This window comes from Spiroplasma tabanidicola (genome assembly GCF_009730595.1).
GTDB classification, from domain to species: Bacteria; Bacillota_I; Bacilli_A; order Mycoplasmatales; family Mycoplasmataceae; genus Spiroplasma_A; species Spiroplasma_A tabanidicola.
Genome location: NZ_CP046276.1, coordinates 1,241,722 through 1,268,680 on the forward strand (window position 1 = coordinate 1,241,722; position 26,959 = coordinate 1,268,680).

Genomic DNA, 26,959 nt, shown 5'->3' on the forward strand with positions numbered 1-26,959 from the left:
TTTAATTAACATTATTTTTTTAATTTAAACAGTAATGAATTTAATAATACTAATAATGTTGAAAAAAACATTGCTATCATTCCTATAAATGGAGTTAATATTGCAAAAATCGCAAGTGGTAATACAATAGCGTTATATATAAACGCTCAAAATAAATTAGTAAATATTATTTTTTTTGTATACTTGGCATATTTTATTGATTCAACTATTAAATCAATATTTGGATTTAATAAGCTAATATCAGACTCAAGATTTAAAAAAGCATTTTTTGATAATATTGAAATTGAAAGATCTGCTTTTTGTATAGCGAGAATATCATTTATTCCATCTCCTACATAAGCAATTGCTTTTTTTTGATTTTGAAAATCTTTAATTACATTTAATTTATCTTCAGCTGATTGTTCAGCGTATAAGTTTTTTATATTTAATTTTTTAGCAACATTTTTAGAAATTGTATAGTTGTCTCCAGTAACAATTACAAGTTCATATCCTTGTTTCTTTAATTTGTTAACTGCTAAAATTGCATCCCTTCTTAATTCATCTTCAAATTCAATTTTTGCAACTACTACATTATCTTCTAAAAGTAAAGTTGCTGTATTGTCAATACTTTTAAAATCTATATTAATACTTGACTTCATTTCGTTTTTGTATTTAAAGATTGGTAACAGTTCATAGGTTTTACTATTTATTTTATATTTTAAATCTTCTATTTTTTTAACCTCTAATTTTGAAGTTTCATAGTTTATTTCTCTAATATAATTTTTAAATCCATTCGCAATTGGATGATCAATTTGTTCTTCTATCAAAGCAATTATATTTAAATAATTTTGCCTTCCTTCATAACTTTTAACTTTTACTTTTCCTACAGTTAAAGTTCCAGTTTTATCAAAACCAATAACATTAATATTTGCTAATTTATAAAAAGCATCAGGTTTATTAAAAATAACTCCTTGCTTTGCAGCCTTAGATGATCCTATAGCAATTGCTAAAGGTATAGCTATACCAATAGCGCAAGGACATGCAGAAACCAAAACTGTTATTAAAGTTTTTATACTTTCATAAAAACTATAATAGTTTAATCAAAAGTATGAAACTAAAAAACCTATTAAAGATAGTAATAAAACTATTGGAGTAAAAATTGTTATTAGCATATCGATTGTTGATTTAAGTTTTGATTTTTCAGATTGAATCGATGATACTTTCATAGTTATTTTAGATAAAAATGAATCAAAACTATTTTGTGTGTTTTTAAAAATTAACTCTTCAGATAAATTTAACATTCCAGCAAATATAACATCGTTTTTTACAAATCTTTTAGATTCATTTTCTCCATCAATTATTTGAGTATTTAATAAAACCTCATCACTAATAATTTTACCGTCTAAAGGAATAATTTGATTTTTTAGAACTTTAATTATTGATCCAACTTTTATAGAAGTTGTATTTGCTAATTTTTCTTCATTATTTTCAATCAACAAAACTTTTTTTGGTTGAATAGATAAAATATTTTTTAAATCAGTTGCTATAAAACTTTTTAATTTATCATTTATTAAATCACCAGTTTGCAAAAACAAACTAACAAAAATCGTAACTTCTATTAAATCTAGATTTTCATTTATTATAAATTGATAAATTGAAAAACAAATTGCAGTTTGTGTTGACAAAAAAACTAAAAAATTCATACCTAATTTTTTTCATTTAAAAATCTCAAAATAGCATCTTTTAATATATTTATATCCAAAAATATAAGTTGAAAATAGTCCAAGAGATAATAAAAAATATCTATTATGACCAACGTTAATATAAGTGTTATCAGTTTTATTATGCAAAAACATACTTATAATTATTCAAATACCGATTAATCATAATAATATTAAAACTCCAAAATTGATTTTTTTAATCATTAACTAATTTGCCTTTATATCCACTTTGTTTTAAAGTTTTTAAAATTTGTTCTTCATCAATTTGTTCTTCATCAAAATTAACATAAACTTCTTTTAAAGGAATAATAACATTGTGGTTAATGATTTTAATTTTTTCAAATGCTTTACCAATAGTTGCAGCACATGCAGCACAATCTAAACTATCTACATGAATTTTTATTTGTTTTTCCATTCTCTTAACTCCTTTTAAATATTTTAAACTTTTTTAGAAAAAAAATAGGTGTTAACCTATTTTTCGTATTTTGTTTTTAATGCGTCTATGCCACCTTGTTCATATTTTTTAATTCAATTTCTCAAGGAAACAACACTTATGTTTCTTGTAGGCGCAAAATTTGATGCTGTAACGCCTGATTTTTTAAAATCTTCAATGATTTTAATTTTTTCATCAGCTGTTAAATGCATTTTCATCTATCCTTCACTAACTATTTAGCTTTTCCATAGCATCCAAATACTTTTGTAAGTTCTACAAATGTATTTTTCATTGCTTTGAATCCAGGATTTAATAATTTACGAGGATCAAATCCTTTTTCTTCATCGTCTAAGTCTTTTTTCTCTTCGATGTATTTTCTTGTTGCATCTCTAAATGCTAATTGTAATTCAGTATTTACATTAATTTTTGAAATACCTAAGCTGATTGCTTTTTCAACTTGATCTTGAGGAACTCCTGAACCACCGTGTAAAACCATTGGCATATCGCAAGCATCTTGTAAGCTTTTTAATGTGTCAAATGATAATCCTTTTCATCATTCAGGATATTTACCATGAATGTTTCCAATACCTGCTGCTAAGAAGTCAATTCCTGTTTTTGACATTTCTTCTGCTTGTTTTGGATCTCCAAGTTCTCCAGAACCAACAACTCCATCTTCGTTTCCTCCAATTGAACCAATTTCTGCTTCAACTGAAACTTCGTGTTCTTTAGCAAATCCAATTAACTCTTTTACTTTTGCTAAGTTTTCTTCGTATGGTAAGTGTGATCCATCAAACATTACTGAAGAATATCCTGCTTCAATACATTTTTTAGCCATCTCAACTGATTGTCCATGGTCTAAGTGTAAAGCAACTGGTACAGTAATGTTCATTTCATCTAATAATCCATTTACCATTCCTACAATTGTTTTTAAACCTCCCATGTATTTAACTGCACCTTCTGAAGTTGCAATTATAACTGGTGTTGATGATTCTTGCGCAGCTTCTAAAATAGCCTTCGCTCATTCAAGGTTGTTAATGTTAAAGTGCCCAATTGCATATTTTCCAGTGTGTGCATCTTTAACCATTTTGCTAGCATTAACTAGCTTTGCATGATATTTTCTTGACATAAAAATATTCCTCCCACAATCTATTATACAACTATAAGTTTCTTTATTATCATTATTCTTTAAAACAATGTTATTTATTGTCTATTATAGCTTTTACAAATCCTTTAAATAACGGATTTGGTTTAATTGGTCTTGATGTAAACTCAGGATGATATTGACTTGCTATAAAAAATTTATGATTAGGTATTTCAACAATTTCAACTAAATTTTTTTCTAAATATTTTCCTGAAAAAATCATTCCGTTATCTTCAAATTGTTTTATAAAATCATTATTAAATTCATATCTGTGACGATGTCTTTCAATAGCAATGTTTGAATTATAAAGTTTATTAGCAAGTGAGCCTGGTTTTAAATCCGCTTGATACTCTCCTAATCTTAAAGTACCTCCAATATTTTCTCTATCTTTACCTTCCATAAGATCAAATATTTTATTATTTGTCGTAGGGTTGATTTCTGTAGAATGAGCTTCACTTAATCCTAATACATTTCTTGCAAATTCAATACATGCAACTTGCATTCCTAAACAAATTCCTAAATAAGGAATGTCTTTTGTTCTGGCAAAATTTGCTGCTAAGATTTTTCCTTCTACACCTTCTTCTCCAAAACCTCCAGGAACAAGTATTCCTTTTGCTCCTTCAAGTTCTGAATCAATGTTGTCTTTATTTAAAAATCTTGAGTTAACTCAAACAAACTCAATTTTTTTATGAAATTCATATCCTGCTATTTTTAATGATTCCATTACCGATAGATAAGCATCACTTAGCTCAACATATTTTCCAACAATATGGACTTTTATTTTTTCTTTTGATTCAATTATGTCTTGATTAAATTTTTCTCATCCTTCAAGCCTAAGTTCTTTAATTTTTAAATCTAAATGTTTAGCTACAATTTCATGCATTTTTGTTTCTTTTAAAACTAAAGGCACTTTATAAATTGAATCACTATCTGGACAAACTATAACATTTGAAATTGGTATATTACAAAATAATGAGATTTTTGATTTCAAGCGATCTTTTATTGAACTTTCTGTTCTTGCAACAATTATGTCAGGTTGAATTCCTAAGCTTAGCATTTCTTTAACTGAGTGTTGAATTGGTTTTGTTTTATATTCACCTGAAACTTTTAAATAAGGTAACAATGCAACATGGATAAACATAACATTGTTTTTTCCTTTTTCCATTCTTACTTGTCTAATTGCTTCTATGAAAGGTTGTGATTCAATATCTCCAACTGTTCCACCAATTTCACTAATTATAATATCTGCTTTACTTTTTTCTTCTGCTTTATAAATTTTTTCTTTAATTAAATCAGTAATATGAGGAATAACTTGAACCGTTTTTCCTAAATACCCACCTTTTCTTTCTTTATTAAGAGCTTCTGAATAAATTCTTCCAGCACTTCATGAAGAAACTTTTGATAAATTTTCATCAATAAATCTTTCATAATGTCCAAGGTCTAAATCTGTTTCTCCACCATCAACAGTTACATAAACTTCTCCATGTTCAATTGGATTCATAGTTCCAGGATCAATATTTAAATAAGGATCAAATTTTTGCATAAACACTTTTAATCCAGAATTTTTTAATAAAACTCCTAGTGAACTTCCTGTAATTCCTTTTCCTAAACCAGAAACAACTCCTCCTGTTATAAAAATATATTTTGCCATTGTCTTACCTCCTTTAAAAAATAAAAAGTAGTCACAAAAAACTACTTTATCTTAAGTTTAATTATCATAATCGTCTTCTAAATCTACTAATGTAATTTCATCAGATTCTTCATCTTCTTCTTCATCTAATTCATCAATGTCATCTTCGTCGTCATAATCATCTGCATTTAGCTTTAACTTAGCAGTTTCTAATTTGCTAGTTGTGTCTCCGTCGTCAAATAAAGATGATTCTGAACTCATATAATCTAAATCATCAAATTCTTCTGTAGTTTCGAACTTATCAACATAATCATATTGCTTTTTAATGTCATCAAATTTTAAATAATCTCTTAAACCTCATTTACCTTCTGAAGTCAATGCAAATCTATTATCTAGTACTAAATCACTATATAGTTCAGCGATTATTTCATTTTTAGACTTTTTAGAAGCTGGAATATCTTTTGAAATATTGTTTCAGATGTCTTCAAAACTAGCATCACCTTTATTTGATTGTAAGTAATTATATGCTAATTCAATTGTTGGTGTGGTTGCCATTTTTAAATTCCTCCATAAATTCTATTGTACATTATCATTTACAAAAACAAACAAATTTTTTTCAATATTTGTTGTTACTTCTCTTAAAATTTCAGAGATTTCACTCATTTCAACTAATGATCCATCTTCTTTTATGAAATATATTTTCTTTTTTTCTTCATCTTTTGAATATATTGTTAAAGTTATTTTATCAATTTTATCAAAGTAATACTTTTGATATTCTTTTTTGACATTATTTTTCCAGCTGTTAAGTTTTTCTTGTTCAATGTTTGTTGAAACTGCTAAGAATCTTCTATTAATCATACGATCTGAAAAGTCTCTTAGTACTTCATCATCTTCTTCTGATGTTTTTTTCATAAACTCAATCATAGAATAATCGTCTAATCGTAAATAAGTTTCTAAATTACATACCTTATCATCAAAAAAGTCTTTAAAAACTTCAACTACTTCATTGTTTTTGAAATTATAATTTTGCAAATACAAATCTTTTAATCTCATATATCAAGATTTAAAAGTGCAATCAAATCTATAACTAACATTGTGATGATAAATTTGTTTAAACATAAAAAATCTACCAAGTAAGAAATTTTCAACTGCATATAAAGCTTTTTTTCTAAAAACTAATTTTTTATCTTTACATCTTGCATTTCTAATTATTCAATCTAAATCTAAATTTGCATAATCTACTCCAGTATTAATAGAATCTCTTAAAAGATAATCTAAACGATCAGCATCTAATTGACTTGATACAAGAGAGTTCAAAAATGTATTTTTATGTGTTCCATTTATAATATTTGCAACATCATTTGGATCTATTAAATGTTTTTTTAATACACTATTAACTTGTGTATTGCCAAGAATAATATCAATTGTATACACTTCATGTTGTTGAGCTTTTGAAATTTTTTCAAAAGTATGACTAAAAGGACCATGACCAATATCATGTAATAGTCCAGCAATTAAAACTGTTTTTCTGTCATAATTATTTATTTGACTTTTAATATCTTCATTAGCCAAAAACTTTCTAATTACTTGATACACACCAATACAATGTGAAAAACGTGTATGATTTGCACCAGGAAAAACAAATTGACCTCCACCAAGCTGAATAATTCTTCTTAAACGTTGGAACTCAGATGTGTTTATTAAATCTGCAATAACAGACTCTTCAATTTTTACATCCCCATGAACATTATCTCTTATATATTCCATAACCCACCTACACCAATGAACTTATGTTATTCATTACTTTTTCTTTTCCTATTAATGAAATTGTTTTTGCCAATTCTGGTCCATGCTCTGAGGCAGTTGTAAAAATTCTAATTGGCATAAACAAGTCTTTTCCTTTTTTATTATGTTTTTTTCCTACTTCTGAGATTATAGTTTTAATTTGTTCTTCTTCAAAAATATCAAGACTAGATAATCCTTCTTTTAAATCTTTAATCATATTTTCATAGTCTGAAAGTGTTGATAAAGTTTTTTTTGTTTGTTCGCTTATCGCTACATCATTAAAAAATATATCTAAATGATTATTAATTTGTTCTCCATATTCTAATTCTTTTTTAAAAAGTAATAAAACTTTGTTTAATCAATCATTATCTTTTTTTGAAATATCAAATCTATTTGAATCAATAAATTTTTTTGTAAATTCTAAATAAGAAGATTCATCCATTTTTTTCATTCATTGATGATTAATTCATTTCATTTTTAACATATCAAATGTACTTGGTGATTTTGAAAACCTTGCTTCATCAAACATTTTTACAAATTCTTCTTTTGAAAAAATTTCTTGCTCTCCTTTAGGACTTCATCCAAGTAAAGAGATGTAATTAAATAGAGCTTCGGGTAAATATCCTTGTTCACGATATTGAGAAATAAAAAACATTGCATTACCACTTCTTTTAGATAGTTTCTTTTTAGTTTCATCAACAATTAGAGTTAAATGACCAAAGATAGGTTCTTTTCATCCGAATGCAGAGTAAATTAAACACTGTCTTGGTGTATTTGAAATATGTTCTTCTCCTCTAACAACATGAGTAATTTCCATATCAACATCATCAATAACAACTGCAAAGTTATAAGTTGCAATACCATTTGATTTTAAAATAACAAAGTCTCCTAGCTCTTTTGTATTAAACTCAACTTCTCCTCTAACTATGTCATTTATTTTTATTATTTTTTCATCTGGAACTTTAAATCTTATATTATAAGGTTTACCTTCTTGCTCTTTTAAATCAGTTCTTGTTAAACATTTTCGATTATATTTTGTTGCAACAATTCCTTTTGCTTCTTGCACTTCTCTATCTACTTGAAGTTCTTCAGGTGTACAAAAACATTTATAAGCAAATCCTTTTTCAATTAAATCATGCGCTAATTGTTTATAACGATCAAATTTTTTTGATTGCATATATTCACCATATTTTGCAACAGGTTTTAAAAACGATTCATCAGGACTAATCCCAAGTCAATCCATATTATCAAATTGTGATTCAATAGCTCCTTCTACATTTCTTTCAATATCTGTATCTTCAATTCTTACAATAAAATCTCCACCATAATGATGAGCAAATAAATAATTCATAAGTGCAGTTCTTGTATTACCAATGTGTAAAAATCCAGTTGGTGAAGGTGCATATCTTAATCTAAACTTTGCCATTTTATTTTTCTCCTTTATAAATTAATACATTACTAAAAACAGAAATAAATTCATAATTTGATTTTTCTGTTGTAGTTGCTTTTATAGATACTTGATCTAAATTAATATTAAATAATTTTGCTATATTATTTTTTATTGCAGGTTTAATATCTTTCAAATTTGGTTTTTCTAATTCAATTAATATATCGATATTTGATATATTATAATTTCTTTCTTCTAATAATTTTAAAATATCATTAACAATTTCAAGTGAACTAAAATCTTTAGGTTTAGTTTTGCTATTATAATATGTTCCTAAATCTTCTAATCCCATTGCCCCTAAAAAAGCTTCGCATAATGAATGCAACAATACATCTCCATCACTATATGCATTCATAATTTTAGGAAAACTTTGGTGATTCATTCCGCCTAATATACCATTTTTAGATAACGGAAAAATCCTGTGCATGTCTTTTGAAAAACCTACTTTAAACATAAATTTACCTCTAATAGATTATACCTAATTAATTAAGTTTGATAAATCTATTAATTGATTATAGTTATAAATAAAGTACAAAAAAACTTATCAAATGATAAGTTTTAATTATTAAATTTAAAGAAACAAACATCTCCATCTTCTACTAAATAGGTTTTACCTTCTAGTCTAATTTTTCCACTTGCTTTTAAAGCTTGTTCACTTCCAAGTTCAAAAATATCTTCACATTTATATACATCTGCTTTAATAAAACCTTTTTCAAAATCAGTATGAATAATTCCTGCACATTGAGGTGCAGTATAACCATTTTTAAACTGTCATCCTCTTGCTTCAATTGGACCAGCTGTAAAAAAAGTTTTTAAACCTAAAGTTTTATATGCTGCTTTAATTAAAACTTCTAAACCTGGTTCTTCAATACCTGCATCTTGTAAAAAAACTTCTTTTTCTTCTGAGTCTAATTCGCTTAATTCTTCTTCAATTCTTGCAGAAATTTTAACAACTTCACAGTTATTTTCTTTTGCATAGTCTTTTAATTTTTTTACATAATCATTATCTGATAAGATTTCACTTTCAGATACGTTAGCAACATAGATTATTTTTTTTGTTGTTAACAATTGAAATGATCTTAATAAAGATTCTTCTTCAGAATCAAAATCAAGTTTATTTAATAATTTTCCCTCGCTTAATTGTTGCTCACATTTTTTTAACAAGTTGTATTCAGCAATTATATTTTTTTCTTTTGTTGATTTAAACTTTGGTTCTACTTTTGCTAACCTTTTTTTAACACTTGCTTCATCAGATAATATTAATTCTAATTCTATAATTTCAACATCTCTTATTGGATCAACTGACCCTTCAACATGAGTTATATCTTTTGAATCAAAGCATCTTACCACTTCACAAATAGCATCAGTTTCTCTAATATTTGCTAAAAAAGCATTACCTAGCCCTTCACCTTTACTTGCTCCAGCTATTAATCCTGCAATATCAACAAACTCAATTGTGGTATAAATTGTTTTTTTACTTCCAAATATTTTTGCTAAATTATCCAATCTTCTATCTGGCACTTCTACAACACCAACATTAGGTTCGATTGTTGCAAAAGGATAGTTAGCTGCTTCTACTTTTGAATTTGTAATTGCATTAAATAAAGTTGACTTTCCTACATTTGGCAATCCAACAATTCCGACTTGTAATCCCATTGTTATCTCCTGTTTCTAAAATTAATCTTCTTCTAATAATCCTAAAATTTCCAATACTCTATTTAAATCAGCTTCACTTGAATAACCAATTGTAATTTTTTTATTATCAATAGTAACTTTTGTACCAAGTCTTCTCATAATTCTATTTTCTGTTTGAATTATATTTGGACTTTTTGGTTCTTTAATTGTTTCTTGTTTTTCTTTTCCAGCATTTTTTACTAAGTTTTCAACATCTCTAGCAGTTAAATTTTGATCGATAGTTTTTTGAAATATATCTTCTAATAATGACTCATTTCCTAAAATTGTTAGTAGTGGTTTTGCTTGACCCATTGTTATTTTTTTTTGCAATAAAGCATCTTGAACTTTTTTTGGTAAATTTAAAAGTCTCATTATATTAGCAATATGAGATCTTGATTTTCCAACTCTAATCGCAATTTCTTCTTGTTTTAATTTTAAACTCATTGATAATTGTTTATAAGCATTTGCTTCTTCAATATCTGTTAAATCAACACGTTGAATATTTTCAATAATTGCAAACTCTTCCATTTGTGCATTTGACAAAGTTAAAACTATAACAGGTACTTCTTTTAATCCTGCTAGTTTTGCAGCACGCATACGTCTTTCCCCTGCAACTATTTCATTTTTATCATTAACTATGATTGGTTGAATTATTCCATGTAGTTTTATTGATTCTGCTAAATTAACAAGTTCTTCTTGCTCAAAAACTTTTCTTGGTTGATAAGGGTTTGGTTTTAATAAGTCTACAGATATTATTAAAGTTTTTTCTTTTGCAAGTTTTTTATCATTTTCAATTACATCAATTATATCTGTAACTGATTCTCCAAATATGTCATCTAGTCCTTTAAAATTATATTTCTTTTTAGATGCGGCCATTTTCTTTCAACACCTCTTTTACAAACTCAACATAAGCTAATGCTCCAGGTCCACTTTTGTCATACTCAAAAATTGATTGACCTTCAATTGATGACTCTGAAATTTTAATATTTCTTGGGATAATTGCTTTGTATACTTTGTTACCAAAAGTTTTCATAATTTCTTCTAAAACATCATGTGCTAATCTTGTTCTAGAGTCAAACATTGTTACCAAAACTCCTTCTACTGTTAAATTTTTATTTAAAGTTTCTTTAACTTTTTTTATTGTTCTTAAAAGTTGAGCAACCCCATGCATTGCATAATGTTCCGCTTGAATAGGAACAAGTACAGTATCTGATATTGCTAAACCATTTCTATTAATAAGCCCTAAGCTTGGAGGACAATCAATTATAACAAAATCATATTTGTCTCTTATTAAATTTATTTGGTCTTTTAAAACATTTTGATTATTGTTTTTTTGTTCCAACAAAATAAGGTCAACTGCTGCTACATCAATTGAACTTGGAGCAAGGTCTACATTTTTTTTGATATCTTTAATAATAATTTCTTCAAGTGTTTTTTCACCAACAAAAACATGATACATACTCAATGTTTTATTATCAATTTCAAATCCAACTCCAGTTGTTGCATTGAACTGAGGATCCATATCAATTAACAATACTTTTTGGTCAGCCATTGCTAATCCACATGCTAAATTAATAGCTGTTGTAGTTTTTCCAACTCCTCCTTTTTGGTTAGCTACAGAAATAATTTTTGCCATAAATTTGTTCTCCTATTTTTAACTTCCTAACGGTTTTTTCTTTATTTGTGAATACAATCTTGGATAATTATCATTTGTTTTAGTTACTTTTTCATAAAACAGATTGATTCTTTCTCCTATATTTTCAATTAACAGGTTTTGTTCTTTTATTAATTTTAACCCAATCAAGTGTTCTTTACCATTTAATTGTGTAATTTCTTGAAAAACATTTTTTGCTTTCAAACAAATAAAATGTCCTTTTATTTTTATTGCTTGAACACCAACTTCTAATAAAATATTTAATGGTGCCATTGCTCTTGATATTACAATATCAAACTGTTCTTTTGTTTCAGTACTGTATTCTTCTGCTCTTTTATTAACTGTATAAATATTTTTTAAACCTAATTTATTAATCACAAGATTTAAAAAATTTATTTTTTTATTATTAGATTCTACTAAAAACACTGATGTATCAGGAAATAATATTTTTATAACAAGTCCTGGGAATCCAGCTCCTGTACCTATATCCATAATTTTTTGATTATTAATTTCAAACTCTTTTATAAACAAAACTGAGTCTATAAAATGTTTTAAATAAATTTCTTGGTCATCAATAATAGTTGTTAAATTATATTTTTGATTTTCTTCTTGAAGCAATTCTTTGTAGGTTATAAGCAAACTTTTTTTTTCTTCACTTAAACATCCAATATATTCTTCTATTTTAGATCAATCTCACATATAAACCTCATGACAAAAAAATAACCAATCATTATATTACCATATATTGACAGGTTATAGTTTAATACTAGTTGAAATATTGCTATTTTGTTTTTTAATTTTAAATTCATTGAAATAATATATGCCGCTTCCGATGACTAAAAATATTGCTCACAATATAGGAATTATTAAACTATTTGCGTCCTTAGTTTTTGAAAATATAACTATACTATCAATTAAACTAAGATAATACATATACAAAATCATAAAACTTAATAAACTTAAAGTTATAACTCCAATTAAAAAACCTCCTTTTAATTTTTTAACTTCTATTTTCTTTGTTCTTCTATTATTTAATATTCCTCCAATAATAACTGCATATATTATAAATACATATAGAATTGCTGTGTCCGCAGAATAGTACGATGCTAAAAAGTAATCTGGTTCTCTAGATTTTCAAGTAACAAGTAATGAAACTGTTACAAAAAATATTAGAGTTCCTATGTTAATTAGTATTGCAGTTATTTGTAATTTCTTATTAGATAAATTAATATTTTTTAAGTTTTTTACATAACTGTTTTCTAAAATAGCTGCTTTAATTACTTTTGTATATACATTTGAATATGCATTAACAGAAGTTATTAATGTTAAAACTATAATTATTTTAAATACCAAAGCTAATGCAGGATATGCTTTGAACAAGTTTAAAACATTTCCATCATCAGAAGATATAAAAATAGAAACTGTTACAAGTAGATAAAATAACGCACAAGCAATTATTCCTGACAACATCGCTGGAGCAACTACAGATTTATGTTCTATGTCTTTTTGTAAAGTGACAGAATCAATAAAACCATCAAATGCAAACAATACTGGTATTAGTGCTGCAAATATTTGATTTACTTTAAAAGGCTCATGCTCACTATTAAATGAGTTAGACTGGACTTGTCCGCTTGTATATAAAGCAATTCCTCCAACCAATACCATTATTAAAGGTATAAATTTTATTGTTGAACATATAATTTGTAAAAGCTTTCCACCTTTATCGCTTTTGTAATTTAAATATTGAATAACTAGTAAAATAATTATGCTAAGTAATATTTCTAGTATTATTCTTGTTTCTTTTCTTAGATAGTCGTCAATACCTTTATTTGATGTGCTCAACATAAAAGCATCTACTGCTTGAAACGATGAATTGATTAAAAATAGAGATCCAATAGTTGTTAATAAAGGGATGTAGAAAACAGCAAACACAATTGCTGTAACTGTTCCTCATTTTCTACCAACAAATTTTTCTGCAAACTTTGATAATGTACTATGTTCTTCATTTTTCATTGCACTTGATGCTTCAATATAAGATAACATCATCATACATGCAACTACACCAACAAATATTCATACAGCAATTGCAATGTATGGATTTTTTCCTGCTGCAGCAAGTACTCCATTTTCACTTGAGTTTTTTAAATATATCCCAGATCCAACAACTATTCCAAACGTCATTGAAAACAATACCAAAAATTCAAAAACTTTATTTTTGAATTTATTTTTTTTATTTATATTAATCATTTTTTATTTAGCCTCATTATATTTTTTCTTTAAATAAAATAAAAGCATTTGAATATCTGCAGGGTTTACTCCTGTTATTCTTGAAGCTTGGCCAATTGAAAGTGGTCTTACTTTTTCTAACTTTTGTTTTGCTTCTACTGCAATGTTTTCAACTTTAGAATAATCTATATCTAAAGGAATTTGCTTTGCTTCTAATTTATTAAATCTTTCTATTGTTTCGTTTTCTTTTTTAATATAACCTTCAAAACGAATATTTATTAAAATATTTTGTAATTGGTTATTAGAAAGTAAATTTAACTCAGCAATATGTTTTTTTAAAGTATTTAATTTTACTTTAGGTTGCTTTAAAATTTCATAAGCACTTAGTCCTTGAGTTAGTTCTGCTTCTCCATTTTTTAAAAGATCTTTTGCTAAATCGGTTTTAGGAGAAAATCTTAATGTTTTTAAAAGTTCAATTGTTTGATCAATTTCCTTTTTATATTTTATAAATTCTTTAAACTGATCTTCGTTGATTAATCCAACTTCGTATCCATATTTTTTTAATCTTATTTCTGCATTATCATTTCTAAGTGATAAACGATTCTCAGCACGACTTGTCAATAACCGGTATGGTTCAATTACACCTTTGTTAATTAAATCATCAATCATAACACCAATGTATGATTCGTTTCTTTTTAAAATTAATGGTCTTTCATTGTTAATTTTTTTAACAGCATTAATTCCAGCAATTAATCCTTGACCAGCAGCTTCTTCATAGCCGCTTGTTCCATTTATTTGCCCTGCAGTGTAAAGCCCTTCAATATATTTTAGCTCCAAAGTTAATTTTAATTGTTGAGGATCAATACAATCATATTCAATAGCATAAGCTCATTTATCTACTACTACATTTTCAAATCCAGGTAAACTTTTTAACATTTTTTCTTGAACTTCTATAGGCATTGAAGTTGAAAAACCTTGAACATATAATGTGTCAAGGGAAAGTGATTCTGGTTCTAAAAAAATTTGATGTGTATCTTTTTTATTAAATCTTACAATCTTGTCTTCAAAACTTGGACAATATCTTGGCCCTACTGATTCAATTTGTCCTGAGTACATAGCAGATCTATGTAGGTTTTTTTCAATTATTTCTTTAGTTTCTAAAGTAGAATGAATTAAATAACATGGTTCTTGTTTTTCAAACTCAATAGGATTAGATGTTGAAAAAGAAAAAGCTAATTTCATATTTGTTCCTGGTTCTAAATTAGCTTTTGATAAATCTATTGAGTCTTTTTTAACTCTTGGAGGAGTGCCTGTTTTAAATCTAAAAGTTTTTATGTTTAAATCTTTAAATACTTTCGATAATCCTGTTGTAGTTCTTTCTTCGTTAGGACCACTTTGAAATTTTTCTTCTCCTCTATAAATTAAACTTGTAAGATAAGTTCCTGTAGTTAAAATTACTGCTTTACAATTTATCAAAGTTTTATCTTCAAGTTTAACTCCAACAACTTTATTATTTTTATCTAAAATAATATCATTTACAGCACCAATTAAAAGTTGTAAGTTTTTTTGACTTACAACAACATCATGCATATATTTAGAATATTTTATTTTATCTGATTGTGCTCTTAAAGCTCAAACACCAGGTCCTCTAGATGAGTTTAATAACTTCATTTGTATAGCTGTAGCATCTGCTGCTTTTGCCATTTCTCCACCAAGTGCATCAATTTCTCTTACAACTATTCCTTTTGCTGGTCCTCCAATTGAAGGATTGCAAGGCATTGTTGCAATTTTGTCTTCATATAAATTTACTAGAATTGTTTTTTTACCAAGTCTTGCACTAGCGAGTGCTGCTTCAACGCCGGCATGACCTGCACCAACAACTACAATATCAGCCTCCATAGCAAGACCTCCTTTTAATTTTTTATTCTTTCAAATAAAACTAATTTATCAATTATTTTTTTATAATTAAAATTATTTTTTTCGATACTATCAAAATTTATTTCTTGATGCTTCAATCCCATTTGTTCAATCATAGATGAAAAACTTTTTGTTAAAATTGGTTTTAATAAGTATGAAATTATAATTATATTTTTTTGTAAAATTGTTAATACTTCATTTAATTCATCTAATTTATTTTCTTTTTCAAGAGCTCATGGTTTTGTGTCTTCAATAAATTTATTACACTCCTGAGATAATTTTAAAACTTCTTTTATAGCACTAGACATATCATACTTGTCCATAAACTTTTTGTAATTTACAATAGTTTCTTCTCCAATTTTAACTAAATAATTATTTTTAGCAACTTCTTTTTTAGGAAGAAGTCCATCAAAATATTTTATTATCATGTTTGAAACTCTAGACAATAAATTACCAATATTGTTAGCAAGATTTATATTAAATGATTCTATAAATAATTCTTCTGTTCATTCTCCATCTTTGTCAGTGGGTAAGTTATTTATAATATAAAATCTAACTGCATCACTAGAATATTTTTTTAGCAATTCAATTGGATCTATAACATTTCCAAGTGACTTAGACATTTTGTTACCACCACTAATTATTCAACCATGACTTAATAATTTATCAGGAGTTTTTAAATTAAGTGAGTTTAAAATAATTGGCCAATAGATTGAATGAAATCTTGTAATTTCTTTTCCAACAATTTGTAAAATCTCACTATCTTTTGCTCAAAATTTTTCTAATAGTGAAGTGTTATCACTACCATATCCTAAAGCTGTTATGTAATTTGAAAGAGCATCTATTCAAACATAAATAATATGTTTATCATTTTCTAAAACTGGTATACCTCATTTAAAACTTACTCTTGTTACAGATAAATCTTCTAAACCAGTATTAATGAAACTATTTAACATTTCATTTTTTCTTGATTCAGGTTCTAAGAAATCTGTTTTAAATAAATCTTGTAAGTACTTTTGAAATTTTGAAACTCTTAACATATAAGTTTCTTCTTGAAAATCAATTGCGGTATTTTTGCAAACATTATGAACAAAATCTTTATCCATTTGCTCAAAAGTTAAAAACTCCTCACAACTTATACAGTACTTACCTTTATAATCAGATAAAAAAATTAAATCTTTTTCTAACAAAAAAGAAAAGATTTTTTGAACAGCTTTAATATGATCTTCATCTGTTGTTCTAATAAATCGATCATACTTTATGTCTAATTTTTCTCATAAGTCTTTAAAAGTTAAAACAATTTCATCCACATATTCTTTTGGTGATTTATTTTGTTCTTTTGCTTTTTGTTCTATCTTTTGTCCGTGTTCATCTGAACCAGTTAAAAAGAAAACATCATAAAAGTTTTCTTTTTTATATCTTGCCATTACATCTGCTAAAGTAGATGTGTATGTATGTCCAATATGTAACTTTCCGCTTGGATAGTAAATTGGAGTTGATACATAAAATGTTTTTTTCATTTTTCTATCCTTCTAAAACTAAATTGTAAATACCTTTTAACCCACGATAACTTTCGTTATGTGTTAAACCATATCCAACTAACAATACATCTTCTGTACTAAATAATGATATAACTGGTATTTCTTCGTTTTTAGTTTTGCATTTTTTATCAATTAGTGCTAAGACTTTTACATCTAAAGGCTCTTCTGATTGGACAATGTCATAAACTTGTTTCAAAGTGTTTCCTCTATAAAATACATCAGTTACAAGTAAAACATGACGGTTTTTTAATGATGTTTCAACTCCTAGATCAATTACAGATCTAGCATCTGATTGTTTATTTTTAACTATAAATTGAATTGTAACATCAATTGGCAATTCTCTAATTAGGTCCGCAACAAAAACAAAAGCACTTGAAAGTTCTGCAACTATTGTAAGTTGTTCACCTTCATATGTTTTTGCAAGTTCAACAGCAATTTTTCGAATTGCACCTTTTATTTCTTCTTCTGTTATTAGCGTAATTAAATTAATTTTTTCTTCCATTTTCTTTCAACACCCTTTCAAAGATTTTGTCTACATTTCTTAAGAAAAACTGTATATTAAATAGTTGATCAAACTCATTTTCACTTTTAATAAAATTTAAAATACCTTTATCTTTTAAAGCTTTTTTAAAGTCAGTTCCAGTTTTTTGCGCTTCTAAAGTACAAGCTTGAATGAAATCATAAACTTCTTCTCTTGAATAATTATACTTCATTAATATGTAAGTTAATACTCTTTGACTAAAAAATAAGTTATTTGCTTCTTTAATGTGATTTTCGATATTTTCTTTATTCACAACTAAATTTTTAATTGTGTTTGTCATACGATTTAAAATGTAAACCATAATGTTATAAACATCTGGTAACATTAATCTTTCGTTTGAACTATGAGATATATCTCTTTCATGTCATAATAAGTTATTTTCATATCCCATTGTAACAAAACTTCTAATGTATCTTGCTAAACCTGAAACATTTTCACTACTAATAGGATTTTTTTTATGTGGCATTGAACTTGAACCTTTTTGTCCTTTATCAAAGCCTTCACACACTTCATTAACTTCACTTCTTTGAAAATGTCTTATTTCAATTCCAATTTTTTCAAGTGTTGAAGCCAAGTTTGATAAAACACTTATTAAAAAAGCATGTCTATCTCTTTGAGTAACTTGAGTAGAAATATTATCAACATTTAAGTTCATTTTTTTTGCAACAAATTCTTCAACTTCCATTTCGATGTTTGCATAGTTTCCCATAGATCCTGAAATTTTTGCAACTTCAATTTGCTTACGAGCTAATTTAAATCTTTCTTCTTGTCTTTTTATTTCATCAAATCATAATAAAAATTTTAACCCTAATGAAGTTGGTTCTCCTCACATACCGTGAGATCTTCCCATAATAATTTGTTTTCTATTTTCATTTGCTTTTTCTAAAACAGCCTCTAAAAGTTTTTCAATTGCTTCTTGAACTAAATCATTTGACATTTGAATCATTTTATTTTGTGCAGTATCCACAACATCTGTTGAAGTTAATCCTAAATGAATTCATTTTTTTTCTGCTCCAAGAGTTTCAGAAACCGCTCTTGTAAATGCAACAACATCATGTTTAGTTTCTTTTTCAATTTCTAACATTCTTTCAACGTCAATTTTTGCATTTTTATAAACTAAATTTGTTTCTTCTTTTGAAACAATTCCTAGTTCTCTTCACGCATCTACAACAAACTTTTCAACATCTAATCATATTTCTAATCTATTTTTTTCATCTCAAATTTTTTCTACTTCTTTAATTGAATATCTATTTATCATTTTATTTTCTCCTGTTGTTTATTAAAAAATTTCTTCTAACAATACAGTTTGTTTTCTATCTGGTCCAACAGAGAAACCTGCAACATTAATTTCACAAAACTTTTCAATTAATTTTAAATAGTTTTTTGCAGCATCTGGTAATTCAGAAAATGATTTAACATTTGTTATATCTTCTTTTCAACCTGGTGTTGAGAGATATACTGCTTCACATTTTTCAAACTCTTCTGCAGTTGGTGGTGGAGAAGAAATACTTTTGTCTTCCATTTTATATGAAGTACATAATTTAATTTCATCTAGTCCTGATAAAACATCAAGTAATGTAATAAAAATTTTATCTATAGCTGAACTTCTAATTGCATATCTTAACGCAACTAAATCAATTCATCCAACTCTTCTTGGTCTTTTTGTATTAGATCCATATTCATTTCCTCTTTGTCTAATACCATCACCAATTTCATCTAAAAGTTCTGCTGGAAACCCTCCCGCTCCAACTCTAGTTGAATATGCTTTAACAACTCCAAGAACTGAATCAATATATTTAAAACTTATTCCTGACCCTAATGCAACATTTGACGCAGAACAATTTGAACTTGTAACAAAAGGATAAGTTCCATGATCAATATCTAACATTGCACCTTGTGCACCTTCGAATAAAACTTTTTTACCTTCTTTAATTGCAGATTCTAAATATTCTCCGCAATCAATAACTTGTTCTTTTATTTTTTTATAATTTTCAATTAATGAGTTATATGTATGATCAAAATCAACTATTTCAACATCAAACATTTTTTTTAAAAAAACTTTTTGATACTCTCAAACTTTTTTAAACTTTTCTTTAAAATTAGGCAGCCCTACATCCCCAACTCTAATTCCTGAACGAGAAACTTTATCTTGATAAGCTGGACCTATTCCTCTTTTTGTTGTACCAATTTTGTTTTTACCTCTTGCTAATTCTTGAGCTTCGTCAATTTGAATATGATAAGGTAAAACTAATTGTGCTCTGTTTGAAATTAATAATGTTCCATGATTTATAAAAGTTTTTTTTATCATATCAAATTCTTCGTTCAATTGTTCTAAATTGACTACGCAACCATTTCCAATAATGTTAACTACATTTCTATTAAAAATCCCTGAAGGAATAATTCTAACTTTATGTTTTTCTCCATTAAAATTAATTTGGTGTCCAGCATTGTCTCCGCCTGAGTATCTAACTACAAGATTTGTAATTTGAGAAAAGTAATCTGTAATTTTTCCTTTTCCCTCGTCTCCTCATTGTGAACCAACTACCACTAATGTGTTATATTTTTTCATGTCTCTCCTTTTATTTATTATAAGCACTCACTATTTTTTTGAATTCTGTTTTGGCTGCAAAGTCTTTAACAAAATTTTTTATATTATTAACACTACTTTTTATTATTTGAATTTCTTCTTGAGATAATTTACTTAAAACCCAATCTACAATTTTAAAATTTTCTGCTGGAGGATCAATACCAATTTTTATACGATTAAACTTTTCACATCCTAAATGTTTAATTATATTTTTTATTCCGTTATGTCCACCAGAACTTCCTTGTTCTCTAAATCTAATTCTTCCAAGTTCTAAATCTTTGTCATCATATATGATTATTATATCTTCAGTTTTTATTTTATAAAAATGCATAATCATAATTAAAGCTTCGCCAGAAAGATTCATATAAGTTTGAGGTTTAGCAAAAATTACTTTTTCATTATTTATACTTGAAAAATATAAAATTGACTTAAAATCTTCTTTTGTGTTTTGATATTGATAATAATCTAGTAAAAAATCAATAGCTATAAATCCTGTGTTGTGTCTTGTTAATTCGTATTGTTTTCCTGGATTTCCAAGACCAACTATTAACTTGGCCATTTTTATATTATCTCCTTAATGTATTTTTCCACTTTCTCAACAATTGAATCTTGGTATTCTTGATATACATCTGTTAAAGGATGTTTTTCGTATGATGATTTAATCATGTTTGCTAACAATCCTGCCACTGATATAATTTTTAACCCTTCAAATAATTTTTCTTTTGGTTGCTCAATAGTATCAGTTATTATAACTTCTTTAACTACTCTTTCTTGAACTGCGCTTTTCATTCTTTCAACAGCTGGTCCACTAAATACTCCATGACAAGCTATTAAATAAATGTCTTTTGCACCTTCTTCTTTTAAAGCTTTTGCTCCGTTTATTATTGTTCCTGCTGTATCAATCATATCATCAATTACAAAACAAACTTTATCTTTAACTTCCCCCAAAATAAATTCTACTTCTGATTTATTTGGTTCTGGTCTTCTTTTTGCAATAACAGCAATTCCTTTTGCAATGTTCCCGGTATACTTACCAACATTGTGAACTCTAGTAAGTCCTCCATGATCTGGTGAAACTAAAATACATTCTTCTGGATTTAATTTTTTTTCTATTATTTTAGATATGATATCTTCTGCGACTGTTTGTGCAGTTGAAAAATTATCTGTTGGGATATTAAAAAATCCCATTGATTGAGTTGAATGAATGTCTACCATAATTACACGATTTGCACCTGCAGTTTCTAATAAGTTGGCTACTAGTCTTGCCGAAATTGGTTGTCTTCCTCTTGCTTTTCGATCTTGTCTTGCATATCCAAAGTATGGAATCACAACATTTATTTTTGCTGCACTTGCACGTTTAAATGCATCAATTGCAATTAATAACTCCATTAAATTTTCATTAACTGGGTTATTGGTAGATTGTATTATATAAATTTCTTGCCCTCTAACAGAGTCTAGAGATTGTACTATTAATTCTCCATCCTCAAATTTTGAAGTCATTGCAACTGATTCTTTTACTCCTAAAGCATCACAAACTTTTTTTGCTAATTCTTTACTTGCTGATAATCCAAATATTTTAATGTTACTTTTGTCCATAAAACTTATCTCCCCCTTAATAATAACAAATTTAAATAAGCATAAAAAAATTAATATTAAATAATAAAAAGTTTGTTATATTGGGAGAAATACATTATAATTTTTTTTGTATGCGGAAAAAACGTTGAATTTGAGAGTATATTGTTGAATAATTATCCATTTGATAAAAAACTTTTGGCCTTCTACGCAATGTTTTTTTAGCTAAAAAGTATCAAAATAATAGTAATTTGATAAATTTTTTTATTAAAATGCCCTTGAATAAGGGTTTTTAGGGGGTTAAATATATGGGATTAGTTAGTATAAATAATATTACGCACAAAAATGGTGATAAAAAACTATATGAAGACACAGCAATTAAATTAAATAAAGGAGAGCATATAGCACTAATTGGTCCAAATGGTGCTGGAAAAACTACATTATTAAATATTATTGCAAAGAAGATAGTACCAGACAAAGGTGAAGTAAAAATTCATGAAAAAACAAAAATAGGTTATTTAGATCAGCATCAAGATGTTGACCTAAATTTAACAGTTGATCAATACTTAAAGTTTGCTTTTAAAGACTTATATGAATTAGAATCTAGAATTCATAAAATTTATGAAGATATGGCAATAGAATATAATGAAAACGAGTTAGTTAAAGCGTTAAAATATCAAGACATACTAAATCACAATGACTTTGATATGATTGATAAAAAAATCGGTAACTTAATTGATGGTTTAGGAATCGGTTTAGATAAATTGAATATGAAAATGGGAGAACTATCTGGAGGACAAAAAGGAAAAGTTATGCTTGCTAAACTTTTGTTAAGCGGAAATGATTTTTTATTACTAGATGAACCTACAAACTTTTTAGATATTCAACAAGTTGAATGATTAGCTAAATTTTTACAAGCATATGAAAAAGCCTTTATTATGGTTTCTCATGATAATGATTTTATAAATAAGACTTGCAATATAATTTATGCATTAGATAATTTTAGATTAACAAGATTTGTTGGTAATTATGATAAATATTTACAAGACTCACAAATGCTAAAAGATCAATATGATAAAGCAGTTGTTTCACAACAAAAAGAAATTAAAAAACTAGAAACATATATTGCTAAAAATATTGCTAGAGCTAGTACTTCTAGGTCTGCACAATCAAGAGTTAAAACTTTAAATAAAATTGATGTTTTACAAGAAAGACGTGAATTAGTAAAACCTAAATTTAGTTTTATGTATAAAAGACCTTCTACAGCTGTTGTTTTACAAGCAAAAAACTTAGTTATTGGATATGATCATCCACTATTACACGCATTAAACTTTGAGTTAAGAGAAGGTGAAAAATGTATTATTAGTGGAAAAAATGGAATTGGTAAAACAACTTTTTTAAAAACAGTTTCAACAGAAATCAATGCATATGAAGGAAGTGTTGAATTAGGTAACGGGGTTCAGTATGCCTACTTTAAACAAATTGAAGATGTACACGGAATAACACCTGTTCAATATTTACTAAATAAGTTTCCTGATATTAGTGATTCAGAAGCAAGGGCTAAGATTGGACAATTTGGTTTAAAAAGCTCTCTAATGATGCAACCAATGGAAAAATTGTCAGGGGGAGAACAAACAAGAATAAGATTAGCGGCGTTGAGTATGATTCCTTGTAGCTTGCTTGTTTTAGATGAACCTACAAACCATATTGATGTTCTTGCCAAAGAAGCTTTGTTAGAAGCTATTCAGGCTTTTAAGGGAACAGTATTATTAACAACTCATGACATAAACTTCTCAACTTTATGAGCAAATAAAGTTTTGGATTTTGAAACATTAGTTTAAAAAAGTTTCTGTTACTAGAAACTTTTTTTTATATTTTCAATTTTATATTTATAAATAAAAGTTGAGCCACTTCCAGACATTTGTCCGATTTTTAAGTAATTATTTAAAATAGGATATAATTTACAAGCTGCTTTTGTTAAATTATTTTGTTTTTCTGTATGTTCATAGTCTAGTTTGTCAAAAGCCTCATAAACTTTTTTTGTATCACAATTTATATTTGTAAATATTAAATCTTTTTTTCTTATAGTAATTTTCTTTTTATATTTACTAACTAGTTCTCCATAACCTGATACTAAAGCAGTTTTATACTTTGAATAAAAAAAATAAGAGTCATAACCGATTTTTTTACAAATTTGTTCAGCACTAACTTTATCACATTTAAAGAACTTTGCTAAACTTATAGCATCACTAGTTCCACCACCAAGACCTGCTCCTATTGGTATATTTTTTTTTAAAGTAATTTTATAAAAATCTTTTATAACTAAATTTTTTCTTAAAATTTTAAGAACCTGGTATATAAAATTTGTTTTTTCAAGCTCTTTGATATTACAAACAACAATATCTTCATTTGTATTTTTTTCAATAATTATTTCATCATATAAATCTTTTACATATGTAATTAAAGAATTAATTTTATGATAACCATTAGAGTCCTTCGGGAATACTTCTAAATAAAGATTAACTTTTGCAAAAGCTTTAATTTTTTTCATTTTGTACCTCATTAAATAAATTAATAAACTCATTTAGACTAATGTTTTCAGGTCTTTTATTTGAATCTATTTTTATCTCATCTAAAACCTTTAAAGATTTTTGTTTGTTATTAGTTATATTTGTTAAATTATTTAAAATAGTTTTTCTTTTGTTATTAAATAACTTTCTTACAAAAGAAACAAACTTTATATCATCATTTACTTTACCAATGTTGTCTTGAATAAAACTCATTGAAATTATTGCAGAATCTACTTTTGGGATTGGAGTGAAAAGATTTTTTTTGACTGTAAACTCATATTTCAAATTACTATAAAATTGACAAGCAACAGATAAATTATTGTAATTCTTTTCATTTGCTTTTGCACAAATTCTTTCTGCCACTTCTTTTTGTACCATAAAAACAGCTTTATTTATTTTTTGACTTATTTTAAGAGTTTTAAAAATTATTTCACTTGTTATGTAATATGGAGTATTTGATATTATTGAAATTCTGTTATATTTATCTTTTATCAAATTCTCAAAATTTATTTTTAAAACATCATTAATGATCAAGTCTAAATTGTTGTTTGGTATATTAGATTTTAAAATCATTTCCATATCACTATCTATTTCAATAGCAACTACTTTTTTAAATCGATTACATAACTCTAAAGTAAGAGCTCCCCTACCTGGACCAATTTCAATAATTAAATGATCTGGTTCTTGATCTAAAATATTTATAATTTTTTTTATTAAATTTTTGTCAGTTATAAAGTTTTGGCCAAACTTTTTTTTAGCAGGTTCCATTTTGTTCTCCTAAGATTTTTTTTATCTTTTCTATATCTAATCCAATTAAATTTACTCACTTAAAAAGTTTTTTTGAATTTATTTTTTCATTTCAACTAAAGTGTTCTGCAATTTTTTTTCTGTTATCTGGCAAGTAAAAATTATTTTTTAAAAAGTCTTCTCAAGATATAGATTGTTTATTGTTGCTATTAAAAATTATTAAATTATCTAGTGCTTCTCTAATATCTTTTTCTTCTGCTTCTGCTATACCAATTTTTTTTGTATTTTTTATATTTTTTTTGTTGATAAATGCATTAAAACATTTAAAATCTAAATAGGAATTAATAACGTCACGAATCTTAACTCCAGGTCCATCTGGATCTGTAAAAATTATTACTCCACGTGCTTTATTAATATCTCTTATCAATTCTAAAGTTGAATTGTCTAAGGCTAGTCCATTTGTTTCAATTGTTTCAATATTACACTCGCCAAAAATAATTTTAAGTTTTGCAGTATCTGACTTACCTTCTACAATTATTACTTGTTTAATTTTCATAACAAAAACCTTTCAGATATACACTAGTATTTTACATACAAATAATGTATAATTATACACGAAGGGTTTTTTCTTTACAAAGGAGGAAAATAGAATGGCATCATGAGATCGTAAAAGAGAATTCGTTGCTTTAGACTTAGGAACTGCTAACGTAGTTGCATACCTAGGTGGACAAGGTATCATTTATAATGAACCTTCAACAATGGCATACGACGTTCACACAAACACAGTTATCGCTTTTGGAGAACAAGCTTACGAAATGGTTGGTAAAACAAACGAAGACGTAAGAATGGTTGTTCCTTTAGTTGATGGGGTTATCGCTGACTTAGACGCAGCTAAAGACCTAATTAAAATTATTTTCTCACGTATCAAATTATCTGATATTCTTAAAAATGCTTTAGTAGTTCTTGCCTGCCCTTCAGGAGTTACTGAACTTGAAAGAGGAGCATTAAAACAAGTAGTTGCGGATATGGGAGCAAAAAATGTTCTTGTTGAAGAAGAAGTTAAATTATCAGCAATCGGTGCTGGAATTAACATTTCAATCGCTAGTGGTCACTTAGTTGTTGACATTGGTGGAGGAACTACTGATATCGCTATTATTTCAGCTGGAGAAATTATTATTTCTAGATCAATCAAAACAGCTGGAAATCACTTTGACGAAGAAATTAGAAAATACATTCGTGCAGAGTACAACGTATTAATCGGAATTAAAACCGCTGAAAAAATTAAAGTAGAGATCGGTGCATTAACAAAAATCGATAATGGACGTACATTCCGTGCATTCGGACGTGACGTAATTTCAGGGTTACCAAGAGAAGTTGTTATCTCACCAGATGAAGTAAAAAATGCTTTATTAGCACCATTTTCAAAAATTACTGACTTAATTGTTGAAGTAATGGAAAATACTCCTGCTGAATTAGCTGGAGATATTATTAGAAATGGTATTACTATTTGTGGTGGTGGAGCTTTATTAAGAGGAATTGATACATACTTTGAATCAATCTTCCAATTAAAAGTTATTAAAGCTCAAGATCCTTTATTAACAGTTATTGAAGGAACTAAAGAATACGAAAAACAAATTGAAAAATGATTAGACGTTGTTGAATTACGTGATTCAAGAGAATACAACATTAAATAATAAAAAAGAAGCCCGTTAAAGCTTCTTTTTTATTTACTCTGATTTGAAATTTTTAATTAATTTTTTTACAATAATAAAGTATTACAAATATAAAGGTATT

26 protein-coding genes are annotated in these 26,959 nt (G+C 26.8%); 2 read left to right on the forward strand and 24 right to left on the reverse strand.

Annotated elements, in window-relative coordinates; genetic code table 4:
- Positions 1-11: 11 nt before the first annotated feature.
- From STABA_RS05615 to STABA_RS05715, 21 genes are all read right to left on the reverse strand, one after another.
- The gene (locus STABA_RS05615) at positions 12-1,904 is read right to left on the reverse strand and encodes a heavy metal translocating P-type ATPase (protein ID WP_156007406.1); all 1,893 of its coding nucleotides are present in this window, start codon (positions 1,902-1,904) and stop codon (positions 12-14) included.
- The gene (locus tag STABA_RS05620) at positions 1,897-2,115 is read right to left on the reverse strand and encodes a heavy-metal-associated domain-containing protein (protein WP_156007408.1); all 219 of its coding nucleotides are present in this window, start codon (positions 2,113-2,115) and stop codon (positions 1,897-1,899) included. Before STABA_RS05620 ends, STABA_RS05615 begins: the two co-directional genes overlap by 8 nt.
- A gap of 56 nt (positions 2,116-2,171) precedes the next feature.
- Positions 2,172-2,351, reverse strand: a complete 180-nt coding sequence (locus tag STABA_RS05625; RefSeq protein WP_156007410.1) for a helix-turn-helix domain-containing protein — start codon at positions 2,349-2,351, stop codon at positions 2,172-2,174.
- Between the two features lie 14 nt (positions 2,352-2,365).
- Positions 2,366-3,259: a class II fructose-1,6-bisphosphate aldolase gene (gene fba, locus STABA_RS05630; RefSeq protein WP_156007412.1), complete on the reverse strand. Its 894-nt coding sequence runs from the start codon at positions 3,257-3,259 to the stop codon at positions 2,366-2,368.
- A 70-nt stretch (positions 3,260-3,329) separates the two neighbouring features.
- Positions 3,330-4,925, reverse strand: a complete 1,596-nt coding sequence (gene pyrG, locus STABA_RS05635) for a CTP synthase (RefSeq protein WP_156007414.1) — start codon at positions 4,923-4,925, stop codon at positions 3,330-3,332.
- Positions 4,926-4,982: 57 nt separating this feature from the next.
- On the reverse strand, positions 4,983-5,459 hold the full coding sequence (rpoE, locus tag STABA_RS05640) for a DNA-directed RNA polymerase subunit delta (RefSeq protein ID WP_156007417.1): 477 nt from the start codon (positions 5,457-5,459) through the stop codon (positions 4,983-4,985).
- Positions 5,460-5,480: 21 nt separating this feature from the next.
- Positions 5,481-6,671 (reverse strand): HD domain-containing protein, encoded by a 1,191-nt coding sequence (locus tag STABA_RS05645; RefSeq protein WP_156007419.1) that lies wholly within the window; start codon positions 6,669-6,671, stop codon positions 5,481-5,483.
- Positions 6,672-6,678: 7 nt separating this feature from the next.
- The gene (gltX, locus tag STABA_RS05650; RefSeq protein ID WP_156007420.1) at positions 6,679-8,115 is read right to left on the reverse strand and encodes a glutamate--tRNA ligase; all 1,437 of its coding nucleotides are present in this window, start codon (positions 8,113-8,115) and stop codon (positions 6,679-6,681) included.
- A gap of 1 nt (position 8,116) precedes the next feature.
- Positions 8,117-8,590, reverse strand: coding sequence for a 2-C-methyl-D-erythritol 2,4-cyclodiphosphate synthase (gene ispF / locus STABA_RS05655; protein WP_156007422.1), 474 nt, complete (start codon positions 8,588-8,590; stop codon positions 8,117-8,119).
- Between the two features lie 104 nt (positions 8,591-8,694).
- On the reverse strand, positions 8,695-9,792 hold the full coding sequence (gene ychF / locus STABA_RS05660) for a redox-regulated ATPase YchF (protein WP_156007424.1): 1,098 nt from the start codon (positions 9,790-9,792) through the stop codon (positions 8,695-8,697).
- A gap of 21 nt (positions 9,793-9,813) precedes the next feature.
- A complete protein-coding gene (locus STABA_RS05665) occupies positions 9,814-10,686 on the reverse strand; it encodes a ParB/RepB/Spo0J family partition protein (protein WP_156007426.1) in 873 nt (290 codons plus the stop codon).
- Positions 10,673-11,446: a ParA family protein gene (locus tag STABA_RS05670; RefSeq protein WP_156007428.1), complete on the reverse strand. Its 774-nt coding sequence runs from the start codon at positions 11,444-11,446 to the stop codon at positions 10,673-10,675. Before STABA_RS05670 ends, STABA_RS05665 begins: the two co-directional genes overlap by 14 nt.
- 18 nt (positions 11,447-11,464) lie before the next feature.
- Complete coding sequence (rsmG, locus tag STABA_RS05675) at positions 11,465-12,163, reverse strand: 16S rRNA (guanine(527)-N(7))-methyltransferase RsmG (protein WP_156007430.1); 699 nt, start codon at positions 12,161-12,163, stop codon at positions 11,465-11,467.
- A gap of 54 nt (positions 12,164-12,217) precedes the next feature.
- A complete protein-coding gene (locus STABA_RS05680; protein WP_156007432.1) occupies positions 12,218-13,711 on the reverse strand; it encodes an amino acid permease in 1,494 nt (497 codons plus the stop codon).
- 3 nt (positions 13,712-13,714) lie between these two features.
- Positions 13,715-15,589 (reverse strand): tRNA uridine-5-carboxymethylaminomethyl(34) synthesis enzyme MnmG, encoded by a 1,875-nt coding sequence (gene mnmG / locus STABA_RS05685; protein WP_156007434.1) that lies wholly within the window; start codon positions 15,587-15,589, stop codon positions 13,715-13,717.
- A 14-nt stretch (positions 15,590-15,603) separates the two neighbouring features.
- On the reverse strand, positions 15,604-17,127 hold the full coding sequence (gene metG / locus STABA_RS05690; RefSeq protein WP_156007436.1) for a methionine--tRNA ligase: 1,524 nt from the start codon (positions 17,125-17,127) through the stop codon (positions 15,604-15,606).
- 4 nt (positions 17,128-17,131) lie between these two features.
- On the reverse strand, positions 17,132-17,650 hold the full coding sequence (locus tag STABA_RS05695; protein ID WP_156007438.1) for a phosphoribosyltransferase: 519 nt from the start codon (positions 17,648-17,650) through the stop codon (positions 17,132-17,134).
- Entirely contained in the window at positions 17,634-18,947 is a 1,314-nt protein-coding gene (gene purB / locus STABA_RS05700) for an adenylosuccinate lyase (RefSeq protein WP_156007440.1), read from the reverse strand. Before purB ends, STABA_RS05695 begins: the two co-directional genes overlap by 17 nt.
- A 21-nt stretch (positions 18,948-18,968) precedes the next feature.
- Positions 18,969-20,258, reverse strand: coding sequence for an adenylosuccinate synthase (locus STABA_RS05705; RefSeq protein WP_156007442.1), 1,290 nt, complete (start codon positions 20,256-20,258; stop codon positions 18,969-18,971).
- Positions 20,259-20,268: 10 nt separating this feature from the next.
- Positions 20,269-20,835: an aminoacyl-tRNA hydrolase gene (pth, locus tag STABA_RS05710; RefSeq protein ID WP_156007444.1), complete on the reverse strand. Its 567-nt coding sequence runs from the start codon at positions 20,833-20,835 to the stop codon at positions 20,269-20,271.
- Between the two features lie 2 nt (positions 20,836-20,837).
- Positions 20,838-21,872 (reverse strand): ribose-phosphate diphosphokinase, encoded by a 1,035-nt coding sequence (locus STABA_RS05715; protein WP_156007446.1) that lies wholly within the window; start codon positions 21,870-21,872, stop codon positions 20,838-20,840.
- 284 nt (positions 21,873-22,156) lie between these two features.
- Between STABA_RS05715 and STABA_RS05720 the strand changes: the two genes are divergently transcribed.
- Positions 22,157-23,689, forward strand: coding sequence for an ABC-F family ATP-binding cassette domain-containing protein (locus STABA_RS05720; protein ID WP_156007448.1), 1,533 nt, complete (start codon positions 22,157-22,159; stop codon positions 23,687-23,689).
- Positions 23,690-23,703: 14 nt separating this feature from the next.
- On the opposite strand, the gene STABA_RS05725 is transcribed toward STABA_RS05720, so the two are convergent.
- The 3 genes from STABA_RS05725 to rnmV are packed head-to-tail and all read right to left on the reverse strand — an operon-like array spanning position 23,704 to position 25,721.
- On the reverse strand, positions 23,704-24,399 hold the full coding sequence (locus STABA_RS05725; protein ID WP_170264717.1) for a GHMP family kinase ATP-binding protein: 696 nt from the start codon (positions 24,397-24,399) through the stop codon (positions 23,704-23,706).
- Positions 24,386-25,186: a 16S rRNA (adenine(1518)-N(6)/adenine(1519)-N(6))-dimethyltransferase RsmA gene (gene rsmA / locus STABA_RS05730; RefSeq protein ID WP_156007452.1), complete on the reverse strand. Its 801-nt coding sequence runs from the start codon at positions 25,184-25,186 to the stop codon at positions 24,386-24,388. Before rsmA ends, STABA_RS05725 begins: the two co-directional genes overlap by 14 nt.
- A complete protein-coding gene (gene rnmV / locus STABA_RS05735) occupies positions 25,173-25,721 on the reverse strand; it encodes a ribonuclease M5 (RefSeq protein ID WP_156007454.1) in 549 nt (182 codons plus the stop codon). The genes rsmA and rnmV overlap by 14 nt, the downstream gene beginning before the upstream one ends.
- A 94-nt stretch (positions 25,722-25,815) precedes the next feature.
- On the opposite strand from rnmV, the gene mreB reads away from it, so the two are divergent.
- Positions 25,816-26,859, forward strand: a complete 1,044-nt coding sequence (gene mreB / locus STABA_RS05740) for a rod shape-determining protein (RefSeq protein ID WP_156007456.1) — start codon at positions 25,816-25,818, stop codon at positions 26,857-26,859.
- Positions 26,860-26,959 lie beyond the last annotated feature (100 nt).